Annotated in this window: 17 protein-coding genes and 1 pseudogene; 17 read left to right on the plus strand and 1 reads right to left on the minus strand. The window is 66.9% G+C overall.

Annotated elements, in window-relative coordinates:
• The first annotated feature begins 1 nt into the window (after position 1).
• The 6 genes from IPF36_RS01220 (at position 2) to yddG (ending at position 8380) form a co-directional block, all read left to right on the plus strand.
• Positions 2-2167, plus strand: a complete 2166-nt coding sequence (locus tag IPF36_RS01220; protein WP_195427101.1) for an acetate--CoA ligase family protein — start codon at positions 2-4, stop codon at positions 2165-2167.
• A gap of 92 nt (positions 2168-2259) precedes the next feature.
• Complete coding sequence (locus IPF36_RS01225) at positions 2260-3291, plus strand: tripartite tricarboxylate transporter substrate binding protein (protein WP_195427104.1); 1032 nt, start codon at positions 2260-2262, stop codon at positions 3289-3291.
• A gap of 47 nt (positions 3292-3338) precedes the next feature.
• Complete coding sequence (locus IPF36_RS01230; RefSeq protein WP_195427108.1) at positions 3339-4670, plus strand: DUF1254 domain-containing protein; 1332 nt, start codon at positions 3339-3341, stop codon at positions 4668-4670.
• A gap of 13 nt (positions 4671-4683) precedes the next feature.
• The gene (locus IPF36_RS01235) at positions 4684-6042 is read left to right on the plus strand and encodes a DUF1254 domain-containing protein (RefSeq protein WP_135702932.1); all 1359 of its coding nucleotides are present in this window, start codon (positions 4684-4686) and stop codon (positions 6040-6042) included.
• A gap of 2 nt (positions 6043-6044) precedes the next feature.
• Positions 6045-7046, plus strand: coding sequence for a tripartite tricarboxylate transporter substrate binding protein (locus IPF36_RS01240; protein ID WP_195427110.1), 1002 nt, complete (start codon positions 6045-6047; stop codon positions 7044-7046).
• 389 nt (positions 7047-7435) lie between these two features.
• On the plus strand, positions 7436-8380 hold the full coding sequence (yddG, locus tag IPF36_RS01245; RefSeq protein WP_135703955.1) for an aromatic amino acid DMT transporter YddG: 945 nt from the start codon (positions 7436-7438) through the stop codon (positions 8378-8380).
• Positions 8381-8546: 166 nt separating this feature from the next.
• Here the strand turns inward: yddG and IPF36_RS01250 are convergent, their stop codons facing one another.
• A complete protein-coding gene (locus IPF36_RS01250; RefSeq protein ID WP_133094370.1) occupies positions 8547-9317 on the minus strand; it encodes an IclR family transcriptional regulator in 771 nt (256 codons plus the stop codon).
• A 108-nt stretch (positions 9318-9425) separates the two neighbouring features.
• On the opposite strand from IPF36_RS01250, the gene IPF36_RS01255 reads away from it, so the two are divergent.
• From IPF36_RS01255 to IPF36_RS34465, 11 genes and pseudogenes are all read left to right on the plus strand, one after another.
• A complete protein-coding gene (locus IPF36_RS01255) occupies positions 9426-10403 on the plus strand; it encodes a tripartite tricarboxylate transporter substrate binding protein (protein ID WP_135702929.1) in 978 nt (325 codons plus the stop codon).
• 45 nt (positions 10404-10448) lie between these two features.
• Positions 10449-11132, plus strand: a complete 684-nt coding sequence (locus IPF36_RS01260) for an RraA family protein (protein WP_135702928.1) — start codon at positions 10449-10451, stop codon at positions 11130-11132.
• Positions 11132-12076 (plus strand): NAD(P)-dependent oxidoreductase, encoded by a 945-nt coding sequence (locus IPF36_RS01265; protein WP_135702927.1) that lies wholly within the window; start codon positions 11132-11134, stop codon positions 12074-12076. The genes IPF36_RS01260 and IPF36_RS01265 overlap by 1 nt, the downstream gene beginning before the upstream one ends.
• Positions 12077-12119: 43 nt before the next feature.
• The gene (locus tag IPF36_RS01270) at positions 12120-13100 is read left to right on the plus strand and encodes a tripartite tricarboxylate transporter substrate binding protein (RefSeq protein ID WP_135702926.1); all 981 of its coding nucleotides are present in this window, start codon (positions 12120-12122) and stop codon (positions 13098-13100) included.
• Positions 13101-13142: 42 nt separating this feature from the next.
• Positions 13143-14063 carry an SMP-30/gluconolactonase/LRE family protein gene (locus IPF36_RS01275; protein ID WP_135702925.1) on the plus strand — a complete coding sequence of 307 codons (921 nt, stop codon included), beginning with the start codon at positions 13143-13145 and terminating at the stop codon, positions 14061-14063.
• 329 nt (positions 14064-14392) lie between these two features.
• On the plus strand, positions 14393-17482 hold the full coding sequence (fdnG, locus tag IPF36_RS01280) for a formate dehydrogenase-N subunit alpha (RefSeq protein ID WP_195427113.1): 3090 nt from the start codon (positions 14393-14395) through the stop codon (positions 17480-17482).
• Entirely contained in the window at positions 17479-18369 is an 891-nt protein-coding gene (gene fdxH / locus IPF36_RS01285) for a formate dehydrogenase subunit beta (protein ID WP_195427116.1), read from the plus strand. Before fdnG ends, fdxH begins: the two co-directional genes overlap by 4 nt.
• Before the next feature lie 13 nt (positions 18370-18382).
• A complete protein-coding gene (locus tag IPF36_RS01290) occupies positions 18383-19048 on the plus strand; it encodes a formate dehydrogenase subunit gamma (protein WP_135702922.1) in 666 nt (221 codons plus the stop codon).
• A complete protein-coding gene (gene fdhE, locus IPF36_RS01295; protein WP_135702921.1) occupies positions 19045-19914 on the plus strand; it encodes a formate dehydrogenase accessory protein FdhE in 870 nt (289 codons plus the stop codon). The genes IPF36_RS01290 and fdhE overlap by 4 nt, the downstream gene beginning before the upstream one ends.
• A gap of 92 nt (positions 19915-20006) precedes the next feature.
• The gene (locus IPF36_RS01300) at positions 20007-20384 is read left to right on the plus strand and encodes an enoyl-CoA hydratase/isomerase family protein (protein ID WP_195427119.1); all 378 of its coding nucleotides are present in this window, start codon (positions 20007-20009) and stop codon (positions 20382-20384) included.
• A 55-nt stretch (positions 20385-20439) separates the two neighbouring features.
• Positions 20440-20841: pseudogene (locus IPF36_RS34465) on the plus strand (enoyl-CoA hydratase-related protein); the annotation flags it as partial.
• Positions 20842-20940 lie beyond the last annotated feature (99 nt).

Below are 20940 nucleotides of genomic sequence, written 5' to 3' on the forward strand. Positions count from 1 at the left end.
CATGGTTGACCTGAATTCCCTGCTGTACCCGCGTTCGATCGCGGTGGTCGGTGCTTCCACCCAGCCGGACAAGGTGGGCGGCATGCCGATCCGGCTGCTGCGCGAACTGGGCTATGGGGGGCGCGTCTATCCGGTCAACCCGTCCGCCGCCGAAGTGCAGGGCCTGCGCGCCTATGGCTCGCTGGCGGACATCGGCGAGCCGGTCGACCTGGCGATCGTGGCGGTGCCGGCCAGCGCCAGCCAGGACGTGATGGCGCAGCTGGCCGGCAACGGCACGCGCGCGGCGGTGGTCTTCACTTCCGGCTTCGCCGAAGCCGGCGAGGGCGGCGTGCGCATGCAGGACCTGCTGGCCCGCAGCGCGCGCGATGCGGGCGTGACGCTGCTGGGCCCCAACTGCCTGGGCGCGATGAACCTGCGCGAGCGCATGTTCGCCACCTTCTCGCCGATCCCGCTCAGCGGCGTGCCGCCGGTCGGCGAAGTCGGGCTGGTCAGCCAGAGCGGTGCCTTCGGTGCCTACGCCTATGCGCTGGCGCGCGAGGCGGGGCTGGGCCTGAGCCACTGGGTCACCACCGGCAACGAGGCCGGGCTGCAGGTGGCGGACGTGATCGCATGGCTTGCCAACGACCCCAACACCCGCGTGATCCTCGCCTACATCGAAGGCTGCCGCGACGGCGCGCGCCTGCGCCAGGCGCTGGCCGCGGCGCGCGCGGCGGGCAAGCCGGTGGTGGTTACCAAGGTCGGCACCACGGCGGCCGGCGCGCGCTCGGCGCAGTCGCACACGGCCAGCCTGACCGGCGAGGATGCGGTGTACCAGGCGGTGTTCGATGCCTACGGCGTGCACCGGGCCCATACGCTGGAAGAATTCTTCCGGCTCGGCTATGTGCTGTCGCGCGGCCGGCGGCCGGCGACCTGGCAACGCCCGGAAGGGAGCGGCGCCGCTGCCGCCACGCCGCTGGCGATCGTCACCGTGTCGGGCGGCGTCGGCATCATGATGGCCGATCGCGCCGAGCAGCTGGGTTTGCCGCTGCCGCCGATGCCGGACCTTGCGGCCGAGGCGCTGCGTACCGCGATCCCGTTCGCCAGCACTGCGAACCCCATCGACGTCACGGGGCAGGTGGTGGCGCAGCCGCGCGTGTTCATGGATGCCCTCGCGGGCGTCGCGCGCAGCGGCGCCTATGGCTGCGTGGCGGCCTTCCTGGCCGGCGGTGCCAATGCGCCGCGGCTGTGGCCGGAGCTGCAGCAGACCATCGGTGCGTTGAGCGAAGACACAAATGCCGCTCCGCTGCTGCTGGCCGGCATTGTCGACGACGACAAGCGCGCATGGCTGGAAGCGCGCGGGTGCCTGGTGTTCCGCGAGCCGGGTCATGCAGTGGAAGCCGTCGCCACGCTGGCGCAGGCGGCGGCGCTGGAATCCGCACGGGATACCTTGTCCGGGACCGGGCCGCGGCGCGAAGCGCGACTGCGCGGCCTGCCGCCCGAAACCACGGCGCTGTCCGAGTACGAGGCCATGGCTTTGCTCGCCGACGCTGGCGTGCCGGTGGCCCCGCACGGGCTTGCGCGCGATGCGGACGAGGCGGTGCGCATTGCCGAGGGCCTCGGCTATCCCGTGGTGGTCAAGCTGTGCTCGCGCGAGATCCTGCACAAGAGCGATGTCGGCGGCGTGGCCCTCGGCCTGGCCGATGCGCAGGCGGTGCGCGAAGCCTTCGCCCGCATGGCGCAAGCGGTCGCCCTGGCGCGCACCGGGAGCGGCGCGCCGGTGCCGTTGGAAGGCGTGCTGGTGGCGCGCATGGTGCGCGGCTGGGGCGAGGTGATGGTCGGCGTGCGGCGCGACCCGGTGTTCGGGCTGGTGGCGCTGGCCGGCATCGGCGGCACCGCGGTCGAGATCTTCCGCCAGACCGCCTGCGGGCTGGCGCCGCTGTCGCGCGCACAGGCGCGCGCGATGCTGCGCGCCAGCCGTGCCGCCGCGCTGTGCGAAGGACATCGCGGCAACCCCGAAGTGGATCTCGATGCCGCCGCGCAGGTGCTGGCCACGGTGTCGCAACTGGCAGCCGGTCTGGGCGAGCGCCTGGACACGCTCGAGATCAATCCGTTCATCGTCACCGCGCAGGGGCTGGTCGCCGCCGACGCGGTGGTCACGCTTCGCCCGGACCGTCGTACCGCTTCATAGTGACGGCGCGCAACGCGGTGGACAGGATGCCCGCACAGACGGGCGACGCCCCGCGGCCAGACGCAGTACCTCAAACAAGACTGGAGACAAGCATGCAAAGGCACAAGCACTTGCCGGCGCGGCGCATCGCGCTGCGCGCGCTGGGCGCACTCGGCGCACTCGCCGTGGCGCTCTGCGGGGTGGTATCCCCCGCGCACGCCGGCCCCAATCCCGGCCCCAATCCCGGCACCTATCCCGACAAGCCGATCCGGCTGGTAGTGCCGTTCCCGCCGGGCGGCGGCACCGATGTGGTCGGCCGGCTGCTGGCGGCGGGCCTGTCGAAGGAACTCGGCAAGACCGTGGTGGTGGAGAACGTAGCCGGCGCCACCGGCACCATCGGCTCCGCACAGGTCGCGCGCGCCGCGCCGGACGGCTACACGCTGGTGCTTGGCATCTCCGCCACGCATGCGATCGCACCAGCCATTTTCCCGAAACTGCCCTACGACCCGCTGCGCGACTTCGTGCCCGTCAGCCGGCTCTTCTACGGCGGCAACGTGCTGATCGCCGGCCCCGGCTTTACCGGCCGCGACCTGCCCGCGCTGATCGCCGCGGCCAGGCGCCCCGGTGCCGACCTGACCTACGGCTCGTGGGGCAACGGCTCCGGCGGCCATCTCGCCGGCGAAAGCCTCAACGTGCTGGGCGGCATCCGCCTGCGCCACATCCCCTATAAGGGCGTCAGCCCGATGCTGACCGACGTGATGGGCGGCACGCTGCCCGTGGCCATGTCCGACCTTGCCGGCACGCTGCCGCTGATCCGCAGCGGCAAGGTGAGGGCGCTGGCGGTTACCGGCTCCGAGCGTTCGCCGGCGCTGCCCGACGTGCCGACCTTTACCGAGGCCGGCGTGGCGTTCGGCGTGGACAGCTGGTTCGCGCTGTTCGCCCCCGCGCGCACGCCGGCCGAGATCGTCGACAAGCTTGAGCGCGCCACCGTCGCCGTCATGCGCGATCCCGCCATCAAGGCGCAGGCCGACGCGTTCGGCATGCGCTACAGCCCCCAGCCGCGCAGCGCCTTTGCCGCGCAGATGCGCAGCGATGTGCCAGCCTGGGCCACGCTGGTCAAGTCGAGCGGCGCGGCACAGGAATGAGCCGCACGCGTTCCCACAATTTCCGCCTATTTTTCCCGGAGCCCTGCATGAACCATCCCGCGCCACAGTTCTTCTCCGCACCCGTCTACAGCTCCAGCCAGGAAGCGCTGGTCGCCGCCGCCGCCATACCGCTGGCGATCTACGGCTATCCGCTGGTCGAAACGATCCGTACCTGCAAGCTGCAGACCGCAGTCAGCGAGGCCACCGGCTATGGCCGCGCCCCGGTCAACACGCTGTCGGCGAGCGAGCGCCAGTGGACGCATGAAGACCGCGACGTCGTCACGCCCGCCAATGACCTGCTGTATTTCTGCGGCTGGGCCAACCTGGCCGACGGGGCGGTCACGCTGCGCGTGCCGCCGCTGCCGAAGTGCGACCAACAGCGCGACCGCTACTACGTGGTGGAGCTGCTCGATGCCTGGACCAACAACTTCGAGAACCTGGGCCCGCGCACCGTGCCGGCCGAAGGCGGCACGGTGACGCTGGTCGGCCCCGGCCAGCACGCTGAAGGCGAGCATGTCGTGGCCTGTCCGACCTCGCTGGTATGGCTGCTGGGGCGCGTGCTGGTGCAGGGTCCTGACGACCTGGCCGCGGCCCATGCATTCGAAAGCGGCTTCGCGCTCGAGGCGCCGGGCAAGCCCATGCCGCAATGCGTGCGCGACTGGCGCGATACCGGCAACGAGGCGCTCGATTTCTTCCAGAACCTGTTCAATGCGTTGCGCGAGTACCCGCCCGCCGAGCGCGAGCTGGGCGCGTTCACGCTGCTGCGCAAGGCCGGCCTGAAGCTGGAGGGCGAGGTCGACGTCACGGCATTGCGCGCGGAAGTCCGCGCCGGCCTGGAGAACGCGTATCGCCAGGCCATGCAGCTGATCGAGGCGCATACGCGCAGCCAGGGCCGCAAGAGCTGGGGCTACAGCCTGAAGCTCGGCGTCTATGGCGACGACTGGCTGCAGCGCGCCTGCACCGCGATGAAGGGCCTGGGCGCGTTGCGCGCCGACGAAGCCATCTACGCGATGGCCGATTTCGATGCCGACAGCGAGCCCCTGCATGGGGCGCAGGCATACGAACTGAGCTTCCCGCCCGGCATGCTGCCGCCGGCGCAGGCGTTCTGGTCGGTCTCGCTGTACGGTGAGGACCGCTTCTTCAGCGCCAACGAGATCGGCCGCTACGCCGTGGGAGACCGCACGCCCGGCTTGCGCATGGAGCCCGACGGCAGCCTGGTCATCCCGATCTCGCACCGGCGGCCGGAACAGGCCGAACAGGCCGACAACTGGCTGCCCGCTCCCGCGGGCCCGTTCTACCTGATCCTGCGCCTGTACCATCCCGCGCCGGCCTTTATCGCGGGCGAGTACCGCATTCCGCCGGTGCGCCGGGTTGCCTGAGGAGCGAGATTCCATGACAAAATCCGCCGATTCATCCGCCGATTCTTTCGCCGGTTCCCGACTGCCCGCGCTGGCCCGCGAGGCAGTGCTGTACACGCTGCCGCTCTACGAAATGGCGCGCATGCGCGCCGCCACCTGCCCGCGCCGCCGCCGTGAAGGCGCCTTTGCCGACGCGCGCCCCGACGGCACGCTGCGCTGGGTCAACCAGTTCTTCCACACGCGCCAGCTGCTCGGGCCGCAGCACCGGCAGGTGGTCACGCCCAACAACGACACGCTGTACAGCAACGCCTGGCTCGACCTGTCGCAGGGACCGCTGCTGCTGGAGGTGCCGGACAGCGCCGGCCGCTACTACGTGCTAGGGCTGCTCGATTTCTATACCAACCCGTTCGCCTACATCGGCAGTCGCACCACCGGCACGCAGGCCGGGCGCTTCCTGCTGCACGGTCCCGGCTGGCAGGGCGAAGCCCCGGCTGGCGCCACCGCCATCGCCTGTCCGACCGATGCGGTGTGGCTGCTGGGCCGGCTGCTGGTGGACGGCCCGGACGACCTGCCCGCGGTGCATGCGCTGCAGGACCGCTTCCGGCTGACGCTGCCGGACGGCGGCGACGCGGTGCGCGCGTACGATGTCGGCATGCAGCCCAACGAACACCTCGGCGCGTCGCCGCAGCAGGTGCGGCGCTATGCCGACGTGGTGAACCGCGCGCTGCGCGAGAACCCGCCGCCAGCAGACGAGGCGGCGACAGTGCAGGCCTTCGCCGCGCTCGGCCTCGGTGCCGCGAGCGAGGGCGTGCCGCTGAAGGAAACGCAGGTGGCGCTGCTGGCCGCTGCCATGGAGCAGGTGCTGGCCGAACTGGCCCGGCCGATGCCTTCCGCGCTGGGCGGCGGCTGGAACCTGCCGGTCGAGATCGGCGCGTCGTTCGGCACGCGCTATGCCGAGCGCGCGCAGGTGGCGCGCAACTACATCGGCGCGCTCGGCATGGAAGAGGCCATGTACATCATCGCCGATTGCGATGCGCACGGCCGCCCGCTCGACGGGAACGAGCCGCACGAGCTGGCGTTCCCCGCCGGCCAGCTGCCGCAGGTGGGCGCGTTCTGGTCGCTGACCATGTACGACAAGGGCGACTGCATGCTGGTGGAGAACCCGATCGCCCGCTATTCGCTGGGCGACCGCTCGCCGAGCCTGCGCTACGAGCCGGACGGCAGCCTGCGCCTGCACCTGGGCGCCGCGGCCCCACGCGACGCGGCGCGCCACGGCAACTGGCTGCCGGCGCCGGCAGGGCCCTTCTACGTGGCGCTGCGGCTGTACGTGCCGGGCGCGGCGCACCTTGGCAAGACCTTTTCGTATCCGGGGATCCAGGCCGTGGAGGCATGACGATGACTGCTGACAAGATATCGCGCAGGGACCTGCTGGCACGCATGCGCGACGTGATGCTGCTGGGCGCGGCGCCCGCGCTGGCGCCGCTGTCCGCGCTGGCGCAGGCGTATCCGGCGCACACCGTGCGGCTGATCTCGCCGTATGGCCCCGGCGGGTCCAATGACACCTCGGCGCGGCTGCTGGCCGAAGCGCTGAGCCGCAAGTATGGCCAGCAGTTCGTGGTCGAGAACAAGCCGGGCGCCGGCACCCGGGTCGCCAACGAAACGCTGGCGCGCGCCGCCCCCGACGGCTACACGCTGCTGTGGGCCGCCGCGCCGTTTGCCATCAATACGGCGGCCGGGCTGCCGCAGCAATACGACATCCACAAGGATTTCGTCGCGGTCGGGCCGCGCGTGCTCGGCCCGGTGTTCCTGATCGTCAAGGCGGATTCGCCGGCGCGCTCGGTCGCGGATTTCGTCAAGCTGGCGCGCGCGAAAGCGGACGGCGTGACCTTTGCCTCGCCCGGCGCCGGGTCGGGGCCGCACCTGACGGCGGAACTGTTCGGCGCACAGGCGAAGTTCAAGGTGCTGAACGTGCACTACCGCGGCGATGCCACCGCCTACACCGAGCTGCTGGCCGGCCGGGTGGATGCCACGCTGACCGCCATCACGACGGCGCTGCCGTTTATCAAGGCGGGCAAGCTGCGGGTGCTGGCGGTTGCGTCGGAGCAGCGCACGCCGGTCTATCCCGATGCGCCCACGTTAGTCGAGCAGGGCTGTCCCGGCGTGACCGGCTACGGCTGGTTCGGCCTGATGGCGCCAGCCGGGACGCCCGCGGCGATCGTGCGCCAGCTCAACCAGGATGCCAGCGCGGTGCTGTCCGACGCGGATATGCGCAGCAAGCTGGCGGCGCTGGGATTGCAGCCCGAGCCGGGCGACAGTGCCGGATTTGCGCGGTTCATCGATGCGGAAGTGCGCAAGTGGGCCGCGGTGATCAAGGCCAATGGCGTGGTGCTGGAGTAGCGGCATGCACGCCACATGCGGGCGTGCATGTGGCGAGCCTGTTGCGTCCAGATGCGCGAGTGGAAGATGGGTAATCGCCCCGATCCGGACCATCGGATCGGTGCGCTGGTCAGCGAAGCCCATTTCGGTCCTTTCGGTCACGACTTTCCAGAGCGTGGACGAAGCCATCGCGCTGGCCCCATCTGGATCGACGTATCGGACCGGTCGGGCCACAGCTGAGTGACATGGCGAGCCATGCCCCGGGTCCCGTCCGGGACCGGGCATGGCGCTCGCGCGATGCCCGGTCGCGCCGCAACACACGTATCATGCGCGACTCGCCGGAGTCCGCTCCCGCATTTTTTCCTCCCATCGTCCCTCATGAGGTCATCCGTTCAATGCAAGCAGGTGTCATCCGAAGCAAGCGTCAGGCAACACTCATCGGGCTGATCGCGATCCTGTTATGGAGTTCGATCGTCGGCCTGATTCGTGGCGTCAGCGAAAGCCTTGGCGCAACCGGCGGCGCGGCCATGATGTATTCCGTTGCCTCGGCCTTGCTCTGGCTGACTGTCGGCTTCGTCAAGCCAGGTGAATTTCCCCGGCGCTACCTCATCTGGGGAAGCCTCCTGTTCGTTTCCTATGAGCTGTGCCTGTCCCTGTCCATTGGCTATGCCAACAGCGGCAGGCAGGCCATCGAGGTCGGCATGGTCAACTACCTGTGGCCGAGCTTTACCATGTTGTGCGCCATTGCATTCAACGGCCAGAAATCGAACCTGCTGGTCGTTCCCGGATTTGCGATTGCCGTCCTTGGCATTTGCCGGGTGCTTGGCGGCGACCAGGGACTGGACTTCGCCGGGATGGCGGCAAATATCCAGGACAACCCGCTCAGCTACGGGCTGGCCTTTGCGGGCGCCATGATCTGGGCGGCCTATTGCACCGTGACCAGCCGCATCGCCGGCGGCAAGAATGGCGTCACGCTGTTCTTCATGCTGACGGCGCTGGCGCTGTGGATCAAGTACTTCACCGGCGACGGCGGGGCAATGGTGTTCAGCTATGAGGCCATCCTGTACCTGGCGCTGGCAGCCTCCGCGATGGGGTTTGGCTACGCTGCCTGGAACGTCGGCATCCTGCACGGCAATGTCACGGTACTTGCCGGCGCCTCCTATTTCATCCCGGTCCTTTCCGCCGCGCTGGCGGCCATGCTGTTGCGCACGCCGCTGTCGATCGCATTCTGGAAGGGCGCATCCATGGTCTGCGCCGGCTCCATCCTGTGTTGGCTCGCTACGCGCGGGCAACGTGCCAGGGCACCGGCTTCGCCGGAACCGGGCGCAGCGCACGAGCGCGCCCACGGGCAGTGAAATCCATTCAATAACAGGACAAGAATATTGTTGTGCGTGTTGAGGCGCCGGCATTCGCGCAGGGCTCGGTGACCTTGTACGGGGTCTCCTCGAACCGGAACCAGCTGCTGCTGCGCACCGGGATCCGGCACTTCTTCTGAGCCGGTAATCCGTCGGGTCCTGCGCGTCAGGGATGCCAGGTCGACGGCTTTTCCAGCTGCATGGCGGGCCGCTGGCTGCCTGCCATCGCATACGACAGCTTGTTCGCGGCGTCGACCACGGTCTGCGCCAGCTCGAGCAACCGCGCTTCGCTGAGCCGGGAAGTCGGTCCCGAAATGCACATCGAGCCCAGCAGGCGCCAGTGCAATCCGAACACCGGCGCGGAGACGCTGGAGACCTCGGGTTCGCGCTCGCCGAGCGACAGGTGGAATCCGCGGCGCCGGATCATTTCATAGGGCTCGCCCGGCTCTCCCGAGAACGCCAATATGACCCGGCCGGGCGAGCCGCTGTCCAGCGGCAGTGCCGCGCCGATCCTGACGTGATGGCGGATGGCCTGCGGCCCTTCGACCCGGAGCAGGCAGGTGCGCTGCTGACCCTCGCGGATGTAGAACGAAGCGCTTTCGCCGGTCCGGATCGTCAGTTCCCGCAGGACCGGCTCCACCACTTCCTGCACATTGAACGTTGCCTGGTAGCACGCGCCCAGCCATCCCGCGGCGCGCCCCAGCCGCCAGTTGCCGTCTTCCTTCTGCACCAGGTAGTTGTCCGCCGCCAGCGTCCGGGCCAGCCGCAGCACGGTGGTCTTGTGGATGCCGGTGCGCCGGCTCAGTTCGGCCAGCGACAGGTGCGGGTCATTGACCCCGAAGGCTTCCAGCACGCGTAACGCGCGCGTCACCGCAATCACGGCGCTCGGCCCCTCATCGCCGGTTGAGGCGACCTGTGTATCACTTTTCCGGTTCATGACGCGAAATGCGGTGCACGGTATGAAACGGCATTGTATGACGTGAAACGGTCGACCACAATCCAATCACAACGAAGCCTCACAACGAAACCAGATTCGGAGACACCAATGAAGGCAATATCCCGTCGCGGCCTCCTGGCCATTGCAGGCATCCTGTTGGCATCCGCCACGGCTCATGCCGCGCCGCAGTATCCGAGCAAGCCCATCAGGGTCATCGTCCCGTTTCCCGCCGGCGGCGGCACCGACATCATCGCGCGGGAAGTGACCACTACCGTCGCCAGGTCGACCGGCTGGGTCTTTGTCGTGGAGAACAAGCCGGGGTCCGGCGGCAACCTCGGCGTGGACGCGGCAGCCAAGGCGCCTGCCGATGGCTACACCATTGCCCTGGGGCAGACCAGCAACCTTGCCATCAATCCCTCGCTGTACGAGCGGCTGCCGTACGACCCGCTGAAGGACCTTGCGCCGATCAGCCTGGTCGCTTCCGCGCCGCTGGTGCTGGTGACGCACGTCAACTCGCCGTACAAGACGATGAAGGACGCAATCCAGTCCGCCAGGGCAAAGCCCGGGTCGCTGAATTTTGCTTCGCCGGGCAATGGCACGGTGGCGCACCTCGGTGGCGAGCAACTGCAAGGCACCGCGAAAGTGAAGTTCACCCATGTGCCGTACAAGGGCGCGGCACAGGCGGTCAATGACCTGATGGGCGGGCAAGTCGACCTGTACATGGCGTCCGTGCCGACGCTGCTCGGGCATATCAAGAACAACAAGCTGCGGCCGCTCGCGGTGACCTCATCGAAGCGCCTGCAAGACCTGCCCCAGGTGCCGACCGTTGCCGAGTCGGGCTATCCCGGCTTCGAGACGGCGACCTGGTTCGGCTTCGTCGCGCCTGCCGCGACACCGAAGGAAATCGTGATGCGCCTGAATACCGAGTTCAACAAGGCGCTCAAATCCCCGGCACTCGCCAGCAAGCTGAACGAACAAGGGGCATCGGTGCTCGGCGGCACACCCGAAGCATTCACCGCGCTGATCAAGCAGGACATCGGACGCTGGGCGGCGGTCATCAAAGCCTCCGGCACAAAGCTGGATTGAGCGGCACCGTATCCAACCATTTCTCAAATTTCGCTGGAGTTCGTCATGGCTTTGCCCAACATCATCAAATCGTTCGATCGCGTACCCGCTGACATCATCGCGCGCGCCGCCAGGTTCCAGCCCGCTATCCTGTCGGATGTCGGCGGACGCCGCGGCGCCCTGCACGGCCGGATCAAGGCCCTGCGCCCGACCATGAAAGTCGCCGGTCCGGCATTCACTGTCGAAGTCCGTCCGGGCGACAACCTGATGATCCACGCAGCCCTGGCGCTTGCGCAGCCCGGCGACGTGCTGGTTGTGGACGGCAAGGGCGACCAGACCTCGGCGCTGATGGGAACCATCATGATGCATGCCGCCCGCCAGCGCGGCCTGGCGGGTGTGGTCCTCGATGGCGCCGTGCGGGACAGCCTCGAGCTGGACGACATGCAGTTCCCGGTCTTCTCGGTGGGCACGAATCCCAATGGTCCGACCAAGGAAGTCGGCGGCCGCATCGGACACCCGATTTCCGTCGGGGGCGTGACGGTGAACCCGGGCGACTATATCTGCGGCGATGCCGATGGCCTGGTCGTGGTGGAGCGCGAGAAGATCGAGGCCCTGCTCGACGCCGCGGCGAAGAAGGAAGAGGCGGAGGCCAGGCGCATCGAACAGATAAAGGAGGGCAATACCACCGCGCCGTGGCTGCTGGCATCGCTGGTGACCGCCGGCGTCCTGAAAGAGGGAGAAGCATTGTGATGAACCGGCCAGTCATTATCGTCACGGGTGCGGACCTGGCACCGGAAGCCCTGGCGCTGCTGGGCGACTATCAGGTCGTTTTCGCCGGCAGGACACCCCAGACCGCCGACCTCGTCGCGCTGGCAACGAAGCACAATCCTGTCGGCATCATCGTGCGCTATGGCGCCGTGACGGCCGAAGTCATGGACGCGGCCCCCGCCTTGCGGGTGATCTCGAAGCACGGCACCGGAACCGACACCATCGACAAGGCCGCTGCCGAGGCGCGCGGCATCAAGGTGACCGCCGCTGCCGGGGCCAATGCCGCGGCCGTTGCAGAACACGCGCTGGCGCTGATGCTTGCGTGCGCCAAGTCGGTGGTGCAACTGGACGCGCGCATGCATGCCGGCCACTGGGACAAAGCCACGCACAAGAGCCTGGAGCTGAATGGCCTGACCATCGGCCTGATTGGCCTGGGCGCGATCGGGCGGCGGTTCGCCAGAATGTGCGACGCCATCGGCATGCGCGTGATCGGCTTCGACCCGTTTGCCACGGACTTGCCGGACCATATCGAAGCCGTGCTGCTGGAAGAGATCTGGAGACGATCGGATGTCATCTCGCTGCAATGCCCGTTGACGGCCGAGAACAGGGAAATGGTCAATGCCGGCACACTGGCACAGTGCAAGCGTGGCGTGATCCTGATCAACACTGCGCGCGGCGGGTTGATCGACGAAGCGGCGCTGCTCGAAGCCGTCCGCTCGGGCCACGTCGCCGCTGCCGGCCTGGACAGCTTTGCGCGCGAGCCGATGCAGGTGCCGCATGCCTTCCAGGGAGAGCCGGGCTTCGTGCTCAGTCCGCATATCGGTGGCGTGACCAGCGCGGCCTACGTCAATATGGGTGTCGCAGCGGCGAACAATACCCTGGCGGTCCTGCGCAGGCTGGCCGAGCCGGCGCTTGGACCGCACTAGTCGCAGTACTCCCTGACAAGAACGTTCGCAAGATGGAGACAGCATGAAACAGATGAACATCGGAGCTGCGCTGCTCCGGGCGCTGGCACTTGCCGCGCTTGCCGCCATGTCGACGGCGGCGCAAGCCCAGGGGTGGCCAGCCAAGCCGGTCAAGATCGTCGTTCCTTACCCGCCTGGCGGCGCCGTGGACGCCGTCACCCGCAAGATGGCGCAGCGGCTCACCGAGCAGACGGGCCAGAGCTTCTATGTCGAAAACAAGGCAGGCGCGACCGGAACGATCGGCTCGGCCCAAGTTGCGCGCGCCGCGCCGGATGGCTACACGCTGCTCGCCAACGATACGACCTACGCGCTGTTGCCCCACATCTTCAAGTCGCTTCCTTTCGATGCCGCAAAGGACCTGCAACCTGTCGCGGCATACGTGTTCGCCCCGATGGGCGTGGTGGTCAAGGCTGACGGCAAGTACAAGACGCTGGCCGACCTGATTGCCGCGGCGAAGTCCGACGACAAGGTTTCCTACGGGTCGGGCGGGCCGGGCTCGACTCCGCATTTCGCCAGCGAAGCCTTGGGCCTCGCCGCGGGAACGCACTTCATGCATGTGCCATTCAAAGGCGCCGGCGAAGCAACCATCGCGTTGCTGAGCGGTACCGTCGACTTCCAGATGGCTTCTATTCCGGGCGTGATCGGACAGGTCAAGGGTAACAAGCTGGCGGTGCTGGCCGTCAGCGGCACGAAACGCCTGCCCGCGCTGGCCAACGTGCCCACCTTTGCGGAGGCCGGTGTCAAGGGCTACGGTGTCACCAATTTCACCGGCTTGTGGGCGCCCAAGGGCACGCCCGCCGACGTGCTGGAGCGAATCCAGAACGAGGTGTCCAAGGCGATGGCGACGCCGGACATGCAGGCCTATGCTGAGAGTATCGGTGCCGAGCCGGGCTATTGGGATGCCGGCACGTTCAGGACCGAAGTGGCCAGCAGGACCGCCTTCTGGGGGAAGGTTGCACGCGGGACGGGGTTTCAGAAGCAGTAATGGGCGCGCCGCTGCAACAGGACGATCAACAGGTGTCGAGACATGTTTCTACTGAATTCGCCGGTCATACGTGAAGCGTCGTCGTTCTCCAGCCTGCCTGCCCGCTATCGCCACCCGCGGCGAACCGAATGGTCCAGGGCGAACCAGGGAGGGCGCGAAAGCGATTCCTTCCTGGAAGGCCCCGTCTTCGACGATGCCGGCAACCTGTACGTCACCGATATTCCCAATGGCCGGATCTTCAGGATCGACCAGAAGGGCGATTGGGACCTGGTTGCCGAATGGGACGGCGAGCCCAACGGGATGAAATTCCTGAATGCCGGGTCCTTGCTTGTCACGGACTACCGCAACGGGCTGATGGAGGTTGACGTGCGAACGGGTACCGTCCGGCCGTACCTGCCGCGCCGGAATACCGAAAGCTTCAAGGGCGTCAACGACTTGACGCTGGACTCTCAGGGAAACATCTATTTCACGGACCAGGGGCAAACGGGGCTGCATGACCCTAGCGGCCGCGTGTATCGGCTGACTGGCGAAGGGCGCCTCGAACTGCTGCTTTCCAACGTGCCGAGTCCGAACGGCATCGTGCTGTCACCGGACGAGCGCTTCCTGTTCGTTGCCGTCACACGGGGCAACTGCGTCTGGCGCATGCCCTTGCAGGAGGACGGCAGCGTATCCAAGGCCGGGCAGTTCTTTACGTCATATGGTCCCAGCGGGCCGGACGGCCTCGCCATGGATGTCGATGGCCGCCTCCTTGTTGCCAATCCCGGCCTTGCCTATGTCTGGGTGCTCAATCATCGTGCCGAGCCGGTCGAGGTGATCCGTGGCACTGCTGGCCATTCGCTGACCAACGTCGCCTTCGGCGGACCCGATGCAAGCACGCTTTACGTGACCGATTCAACTGCCGGCGAGATTCTGCAGATTGGCATGTCGGTTCCCGGCGTGAGGCACCGGCACCTGGCCGGGTGAGCACCTGAGCGAGCGGACCGCGGCGTCACGGTCGACCGGCCTGGCACGCGCCGGGTTGATGAGGTAGCCGCCGCGCTACTTAAGCAATCTCTTATAGACCGGCAAAGAATCGCTGAATTTACCTTAAGTGAGCGGACGGATATCTTTGGGCGAAAGGCGTTGGTCCTGCCGCACGATTCTCCGGGTCGCTGTGCGCATGCCCACTGCCTTGCGATCAGCATTGCGGCCAAGGCGACGAGTCAGCTCAAGATGTCTCTTGCATCAGCCGCGGAACAATAAGCACAGAGGCTTCGGCGGACACGTCAGCAAGCCCGGCAAGGCGAGGAGACATGACAAGCACCACCAGTATCGGACGCCGGCGGTTCCTCAAGATTCTCGGCGCAGGCCCCGTTGCCGTCACGGCCTCGGCCCTGGGCATGGGTACGGCCTGGGCGCAGGCCCCCGCCGGCGTGCGCCCCTACAAGCTGCTGCGTGCGAAGGAGACGCGCAACAATTGCACCTATTGCTCGGTCGGGTGCGGCCTGCTGATGTATTCGCTCGGTGACGGCGCAAAGAATGCGAAACCCCGCATCTTCCACATCGAGGGGGATCCCGATCATCCGGTCAGCCGTGGCTCGCTCTGCCCCAAGGGCGCGGGGCTGCTGGACATTGTCCATTCAAAGAACCGGCTGCTGTATCCGGAATACCGCGCGCCGGGGTCGAAGGAGTGGGTGCGCATCAGCTGGGACGAAGCGACCAGGCGCATCGCCCGGCTGCTGAAGGACGACCGCGACAAGAACTTCATCGCGCGCAACGAGAAGGGCCAGCTGGTGAACCGCTGGCTGAGCTCGGGCATGCTCGCCTCGTCGGCGGCCTCCAACGAAACGGGGGTGCTCGACTTCAAGTTCGCCCGCTCACTCGGCATGCTGGCGCTGGACTGCCAGGCGCGCCTGTGCCACGGGCCAACGGTTTCGGCGCTGGGGCCGTCCTTCGGCCGCGGCGCGATGACGAACCACTGGGTGGACATCAAGAATGCCAATGTCGTCATGGTCATGGGCGGCAACCCGGCCGAGGCCCACCCGGTCGGCTTCAAATGGGTGATCGAGGCCAAGATCAAAAACAAGGCCAAGGTCATCGTCATCGATCCGCGCTTCAACCGCACGGCCTCGGTTGCCGATATCTTCTCGCCGATCCGGGCGGGGTCGGACACGGCCTTCCTGATGGGCATGGTCAACTGGCTTCTGCAGAACGACAAGATCCAGCATGACTACGTGCGCGCCTACACCAACGCGCCGCTGATCGTGCGCGAGGATTTCGGCTTCGACGAAGGGCTGTTCTCGGGCTTCAATCCCGAAAAGCTCGTCTACGACAAAGCCTCCTGGACCTATGAGCTCGACGCACGGGGAAACGCGAAACGCGATCCCTCGATGCGCCATCCGCGCTGTGTGCTGAACCTGCTGAAGCGGCACGTCTCACGCTACACGCCGGAGAAGGTCGAGGAGATCACCGGCGTCAGGAAGGCCGATTTCCTGCAGATCGCCGAGATCGTCGGCTCGTGCTCGGCGAAGGACAAGACGCTCACCTGGCTTTACGCGCTCGGCTGGACGCACCACACCGGCGGCGCGCAGATCATCCGCGGCGCGGCGATGATCCAGCTGCTGCTGGGCAATGTCGGCATGTCCGGCGGCGGCGTGAATGCGCTGCGCGGCCATTCCAACATCCAGGGCTATACCGACCTGGGCCTGCTGTCGCTGCGGCTGCCGGGCTACATGGACCTGCCCGCCGACAGGCAGCAGACGCTCAGGCAGTTCCTGGCCGATGCCACGCCGAAAGCGATGTTGCCCGACCAGGTGAACTACTGGAAAAACCTGCCGAAGTTTTTCGTCTCGCTGCAGAAAAACCTGTTCGGCAAACATGCCACGGCGGCAAACGACTGGGCCTTTGACCTGCTGCCGAAATGGGACCGCAGCTACGACATGCTGGCCTATTTCGACCTGATGTACGAGGGCAAGGTCAACGGCTACGTGGTCCAGGGGTTCAATCCGCTGGCGGCAATGCCTGACAAGAACAAGTCCTCGGCCGCGCTGTCGAAGCTGAAGTTCCTGGTGGTCATCGACCCGCTGGTGACCGAGACCTCCAACTTCTGGCGCAACGAAGGCAAGTTCAACGACGTCAGGACCGAGGAGATCATGACCGAGGTCTTCAGGCTGCCGTCGAGCTGCTTTGCCGAGGAAGACGGGACCGTCGTGAATTCGGGCCGCTGGCTGCAATGGCACTACGCGGGCCAGCAGCCGCCGGGCGAGGCGCGGCATGATCCGGCCATCCTTGGCGGCATCATGATGGAGCTGCGGCGGCTTTACGAAAAAGAGGGCGGCGCCTGCCCCGAACAGGTGTTGCACATGACCTGGGACGAGGAGACCTATCACGATCCCTGCAGCCCCCATCCCGAGGAAATGGCCAAGGAAGCCAACGGCTACGCGCTGGCGGATGTATTCGACGAGACCGGGAAAAAGATCCTGCGCAAGGGCCAGTTGCTGGATTCGTTCGCGCAACTGCGCGACGACGGCACCACCTCGAGCTACTGCTGGATCTTCACCGGCTCCTGGACCGAGGCCGGCAACCAGATGGCCAGGCGCGACAACACCGACACCGGTCTCGGCAACACGCCGGGCTGGGCCTGGTCCTGGCCCGCGAACCGCCGCATTCTCTACAACCGCGCCTCGATGGACGAGAAGGGGAACCCCTGGGACCCCAAGCGCCAGATCCTGCATTGGAACGGCGAGACATGGGTGGGTGCCGACGTGCCCGACTTTCCGCTCACCGCGGCACCCGGCTCACCGATCGGACCTTTCATCATGCTGCCCGAAGGCGTGGGGCGCCTGTTCTCGGCCGGAGGCATGATCGACGGCCCTTTCCCCGAGCATTACGAGCCGGTCGAGAGCCCGATCGGGAAGAACCCGCTGCACGCAAAGGTCACCCACAATCCGACCGCACGCATCTTCCAGAACGATGCGCAGCGCATGGGCAACCGCACCGAGTTTCCCTATGTCGCCACGACCTATTCGATCACGGAATTGTTCCGCCACTGGACCAAGCACTCGCATCTGAACGCCATGCTCCAGCCCGAGCAGTTCGTCGAGATCGGCGAGAAGCTGGCCGCGGACAAGGGCATCGCCCATGGCGACACGGTGAAGATTACGACCAAACGCGGCTACATCACTGCCAAGGCGGTGGTGACCAAGCGCATGCGCACGCTCCAGGTGGCCGGGCAGGCGGTCGAGCAGATCGGCATCCCGTGCCATTGGGGCTTCGAGGGAGCGACGCGCAAGGGCTATCTCGCCAACACGCTTGCGCCTGGCGTTGGCGATGCCAATTCACAGACTCCGGAATTCAAGGCATTCCTCGTAAACATTGAAAAGATGGCGGGAGCACAGGCATGAACTCGCAGAACATCATCCGTCGCTCGGCCTCGTCGGAGCTGACACCGGCCCCTCGGATCCGTGACCATCAGATGCAAGTGGCCAAGCTGATCGACGTATCGACCTGCATCGGCTGCAAGGCGTGCCAGGTCGCCTGCAGCGAATGGAACGACCTGCGCGGCGAGGTGCAGGAGAATGTCGGCGTCTACGACAACCCGCGCGATCTGTCGCCCGACACCTGGACCCTGATGCGCTTTACCGAGCATGAGGACCAGGCGGGGAAGCTGGAATGGCTGATCCGCAAGGACGGCTGCATGCATTGCGAGGACCCCGGCTGCCTGAAGGCCTGCCCGGTGCCCGGCGCCATCGTGCAGTATGCGAACGGCATCGTCGACTTCCAGTCCGACCTGTGCATCGGCTGCGGCTATTGCGTGGCCGGCTGCCCCTTCGACGTGCCGCGCATTTCCAAGAAGGACAACAAGGCCTACAAGTGCACGCTGTGCTCGGACCGCGTCTCGGTCGGGCAGGAGCCTGCGTGCGTCAAGACCTGCCCGACCGGCGCCATCAGCTTCGGCTCGAAGGCAGAGATGCAGTCCCTCGCGGCCGAGCGCGTGGCCGAATTGAACGAGCGCGGCTTTGCCAAGGCGGGACTGTATGACCCGGCGGGGGTCGGCGGCACCCACGTGATGTACGTGCTGCAGCATGCCGATGACCCCAAGCGCTACGCGGGCTTGCCGAAGGACCCGAAGATCAGCACGGTCGTTTCGGGCTGGAAGGATGGCCTGCAACCTGGCGCGGCCGTCGTTGGCGCGGCGGTGGTCGTGGGCATGGCGGCGCATTTCATGGCGGTCGGCCCCAACACCACCGAATCGGATGGGCACCATGGCCCGGATGATGGCGCAGCATAGGCGGAGAGCGGAGATGGCGACCAACAACGATAGGATCTTGCGCACGAAGTTCGCCGAACGGCTGTGCCACTGGGCGATGGTGTTCTGCTTCTTCCTCGCTGCGGTTTCGGGTATCTCGTGGTTCTTCCCGATGGTGAGCTGGATGAGCGGATTCCTTGGCACGCCGCAGATGGCGCGGCTGCTCCACCCGTTCCTCGGCATCGCGGTTTTCGTTGGCCTTTGCTACATGTTCGTGCGCTTTGTGGGCTACAACATGCCCGCGCGCACCGACGCGATCTGGTTCCGCCGCGTCCGGGACGTGCTCCTGAACCGGCATGGTGGCGAACCGCTGCGGATAGGCAAGTACAACGCCGGCCAGAAGGTCTTGTTCTGGCTCATCATGGCTTCGATACTGGCCCTTCTGATCACCGGGCTGATCATGTGGCGCGCCTATTTCGCCGAGTATTTCCCGATTCCCGTGCTCCGCCTGGCGATCCTGGCCCATTCCGTCGCAGGGATCGGCCTGATCCTGCTGATTGTGGGGCACATCTATCTGGCCCTCTGGGTCCGCGGTTCGATCACTGGTATGGTGACGGGCTATGTTTCACGGGCCTGGGCCAGGCAGCACCATGACCGCTGGTATGGCGAGGTGAAGGCGAAAGAGGCGAAAGAGGTGGAAGCGAAGGGCCGTCGGTCATGAGCCCGCATCCGATGCCGCCAGGCGGGCTGCCATCGGGCGAGGCATCCCGGAATTTCGCGCCGCAGATCCAGCCAGACCTTGCCGGTCTTTACGGCCGCCGCGCCGCGCGCCTGCGCACGCTGGCCGAAGGCCACGATCACGCCGATTACCTGCGCTTGGCCGCCCGCGTGGCCGAGGTGCAGGCATCGCTTGTGCCCGAAGCCGGCGGATCCGGACCGGCAGGCGCCAGGGCCATTCTGCAGCAGGGGCATCTAGGTTTTCTGCTTGACCGGTTGATTGAGCGGCTTGCGCCCGATGTCCCCGCCCCGGTCGCCACGCATCTAGCGGTGCTGCGCGGCCTTCCGGACGAGGAGCGCCTCGGCGCGGCCCAGGCGCTGACCCTGGGTCGCTTCGACGCCGTCCCGGCGGCGATCGCGCCCTTCCTTTGGGCCGCGCTCTCGCTGCAACGCGCCAGCGCCGTGCGCGCCGCGCCCGTGCCCGTGCCCGGCTGTGGCCCTGCCGAGCACGCGTCTTGCCCGGCCTGCGGCAGTGCGCCTGTAGCAAGCCTGATCCTGACCGGCGATCGCCAGGGCTTGCGCTATCTGCATTGCGCGCTCTGCGAGAGCGCCTGGCACATGGTGCGGGCGAAATGCACCAACTGTGGTGCCGCTGCGGACCTTGACTACCTCAGCTTCGACACCGCCGAAGCCACGGTGCGCGCCGAATGCTGCGGCGTGTGTCACGGATACCTGAAAGTCATCTCACTGGAACGCGACCGGCAAGCCGAGGCCGTCGCCGATGATCTTGCCACGCTGGCCCTGGACCATGCCGTAACGGCGGAGGGCTATCAGCGCACCGGGTTCAATCCCTTCGCACTGCCGGCATGAGGACGGGATGCTGCCCGCTTTTTTAGCGGGCTTGTGCGGCGTCGGTGTCCGCGGTGGCGTCGCCCTCGGCGCCGTCAAGGTGCACATCGGCCATGCCGCCATTGATCCCGGGCTATGGGGGGACGCAACGGCTGCCACGGCTGGTGGGTACGACGCGGGCGCTGGATCTGATTACCACCGGGCGGATGATTGCCGCGGACGAGGCACTGGAGATCGGCCTGGTCGACCGGCTGGTCGAGGCGGGCGACCCTGTCGCTGTCGGCAAGGCGCACCTGGCTGAAGTCTCGGAAGACCGGCCATCGGCTGTCCACCTGGCGCGCGAGGCGGTGCTGGCTGCAGCCCGGCTGGATCTGGATGCCGGCCTGCGCGCGGAGGCTGAATTGTTCTCGCGCGCCACGCGCACCGAGGACGCGCGTGAAGGCATCGAAGCATTCCTCGCCAAACGCTCGCCGCAGTTCACCGGCAAATAACGTATCAACTGAAGGAGCGGGGCGCCGATGGTGCCGCCACGGCGCTCGACGCCCGCGCGCGTTCTGCGCCGGCCAGGATCTGGCCGATCCGGCGATGCAGATCGTGAACGGAAAGCTGCCCGATATCGGCGCTCACGTCGAGCGGTACTTCAAGCCTCTTGTCATGAAGCTGCAAAGCCTGCCAGTCCCGAGCGTTGCGGCTGTCAACGGCCTGGCTGCGGGCGGCGGCGCGTCGCTCGCGCTGGCCTGCGATGTCGTGGTTGCGGCGAAGTCGGCCTACTTCCTGCAGGCGTTCTCGAAGATCGCCATCGATGGCTTCGAGGACGCCGGCATGGCAACGGCTGCAGCCGTACTGGCGGAGTGCGCCCGCTTCAACGATCACGGCCGCGTGCGCGGACGCGTTGCCGCGCACCCTGAATCAAGCTGCAGACCTGCCAAAGGACCTGGATCGCCTTGACATCTTGATCGGCAATCCAGGCGCAAGTCGAACCTCAGACGCGTTCGAAGATCGCGGCAATGCCCTGCCCGCCGCCGATGCACATCGTCACCAGCGCGT

This window comes from Cupriavidus sp. IK-TO18, from assembly GCF_015549295.1.
Taxonomy (GTDB): Bacteria; Pseudomonadota; Gammaproteobacteria; order Burkholderiales; family Burkholderiaceae; genus Cupriavidus; species Cupriavidus oxalaticus_A.

Excerpts from the sequence above, each read along its gene's own strand:
- IPF36_RS01220 (WP_195427101.1), top strand. The coding sequence starts at position 2 with ATGGTTGACCTGAATTCCCTGCTGTACCCGCGTTCGATCGCGGTGGTC.
- IPF36_RS01225 (WP_195427104.1), top strand. The coding sequence starts at position 2,260 with ATGCAAAGGCACAAGCACTTGCCGGCGCGGCGCATCGCGCTGCGCGCG.
- IPF36_RS01230 (WP_195427108.1), top strand. The coding sequence starts at position 3,339 with ATGAACCATCCCGCGCCACAGTTCTTCTCCGCACCCGTCTACAGCTCC.
- IPF36_RS01235 (WP_135702932.1), top strand. The coding sequence starts at position 4,684 with ATGACAAAATCCGCCGATTCATCCGCCGATTCTTTCGCCGGTTCCCGA.
- IPF36_RS01240 (WP_195427110.1), top strand. The coding sequence starts at position 6,045 with ATGACTGCTGACAAGATATCGCGCAGGGACCTGCTGGCACGCATGCGC.
- IPF36_RS01250 (WP_133094370.1), bottom strand. The coding sequence starts at position 9,317 with ATGAACCGGAAAAGTGATACACAGGTCGCCTCAACCGGCGATGAGGGG.
- IPF36_RS01255 (WP_135702929.1), top strand. The coding sequence starts at position 9,426 with ATGAAGGCAATATCCCGTCGCGGCCTCCTGGCCATTGCAGGCATCCTG.
- IPF36_RS01260 (WP_135702928.1), top strand. The coding sequence starts at position 10,449 with ATGGCTTTGCCCAACATCATCAAATCGTTCGATCGCGTACCCGCTGAC.
- IPF36_RS01265 (WP_135702927.1), top strand. The coding sequence starts at position 11,132 with ATGAACCGGCCAGTCATTATCGTCACGGGTGCGGACCTGGCACCGGAA.
- IPF36_RS01270 (WP_135702926.1), top strand. The coding sequence starts at position 12,120 with ATGAAACAGATGAACATCGGAGCTGCGCTGCTCCGGGCGCTGGCACTT.
- IPF36_RS01275 (WP_135702925.1), top strand. The coding sequence starts at position 13,143 with ATGTTTCTACTGAATTCGCCGGTCATACGTGAAGCGTCGTCGTTCTCC.
- fdnG (WP_195427113.1), top strand. The coding sequence starts at position 14,393 with ATGACAAGCACCACCAGTATCGGACGCCGGCGGTTCCTCAAGATTCTC.
- fdxH (WP_195427116.1), top strand. The coding sequence starts at position 17,479 with ATGAACTCGCAGAACATCATCCGTCGCTCGGCCTCGTCGGAGCTGACA.
- IPF36_RS01290 (WP_135702922.1), top strand. The coding sequence starts at position 18,383 with ATGGCGACCAACAACGATAGGATCTTGCGCACGAAGTTCGCCGAACGG.
- fdhE (WP_135702921.1), top strand. The coding sequence starts at position 19,045 with ATGAGCCCGCATCCGATGCCGCCAGGCGGGCTGCCATCGGGCGAGGCA.
- IPF36_RS01300 (WP_195427119.1), top strand. The coding sequence starts at position 20,007 with ATGCCGCCATTGATCCCGGGCTATGGGGGGACGCAACGGCTGCCACGG.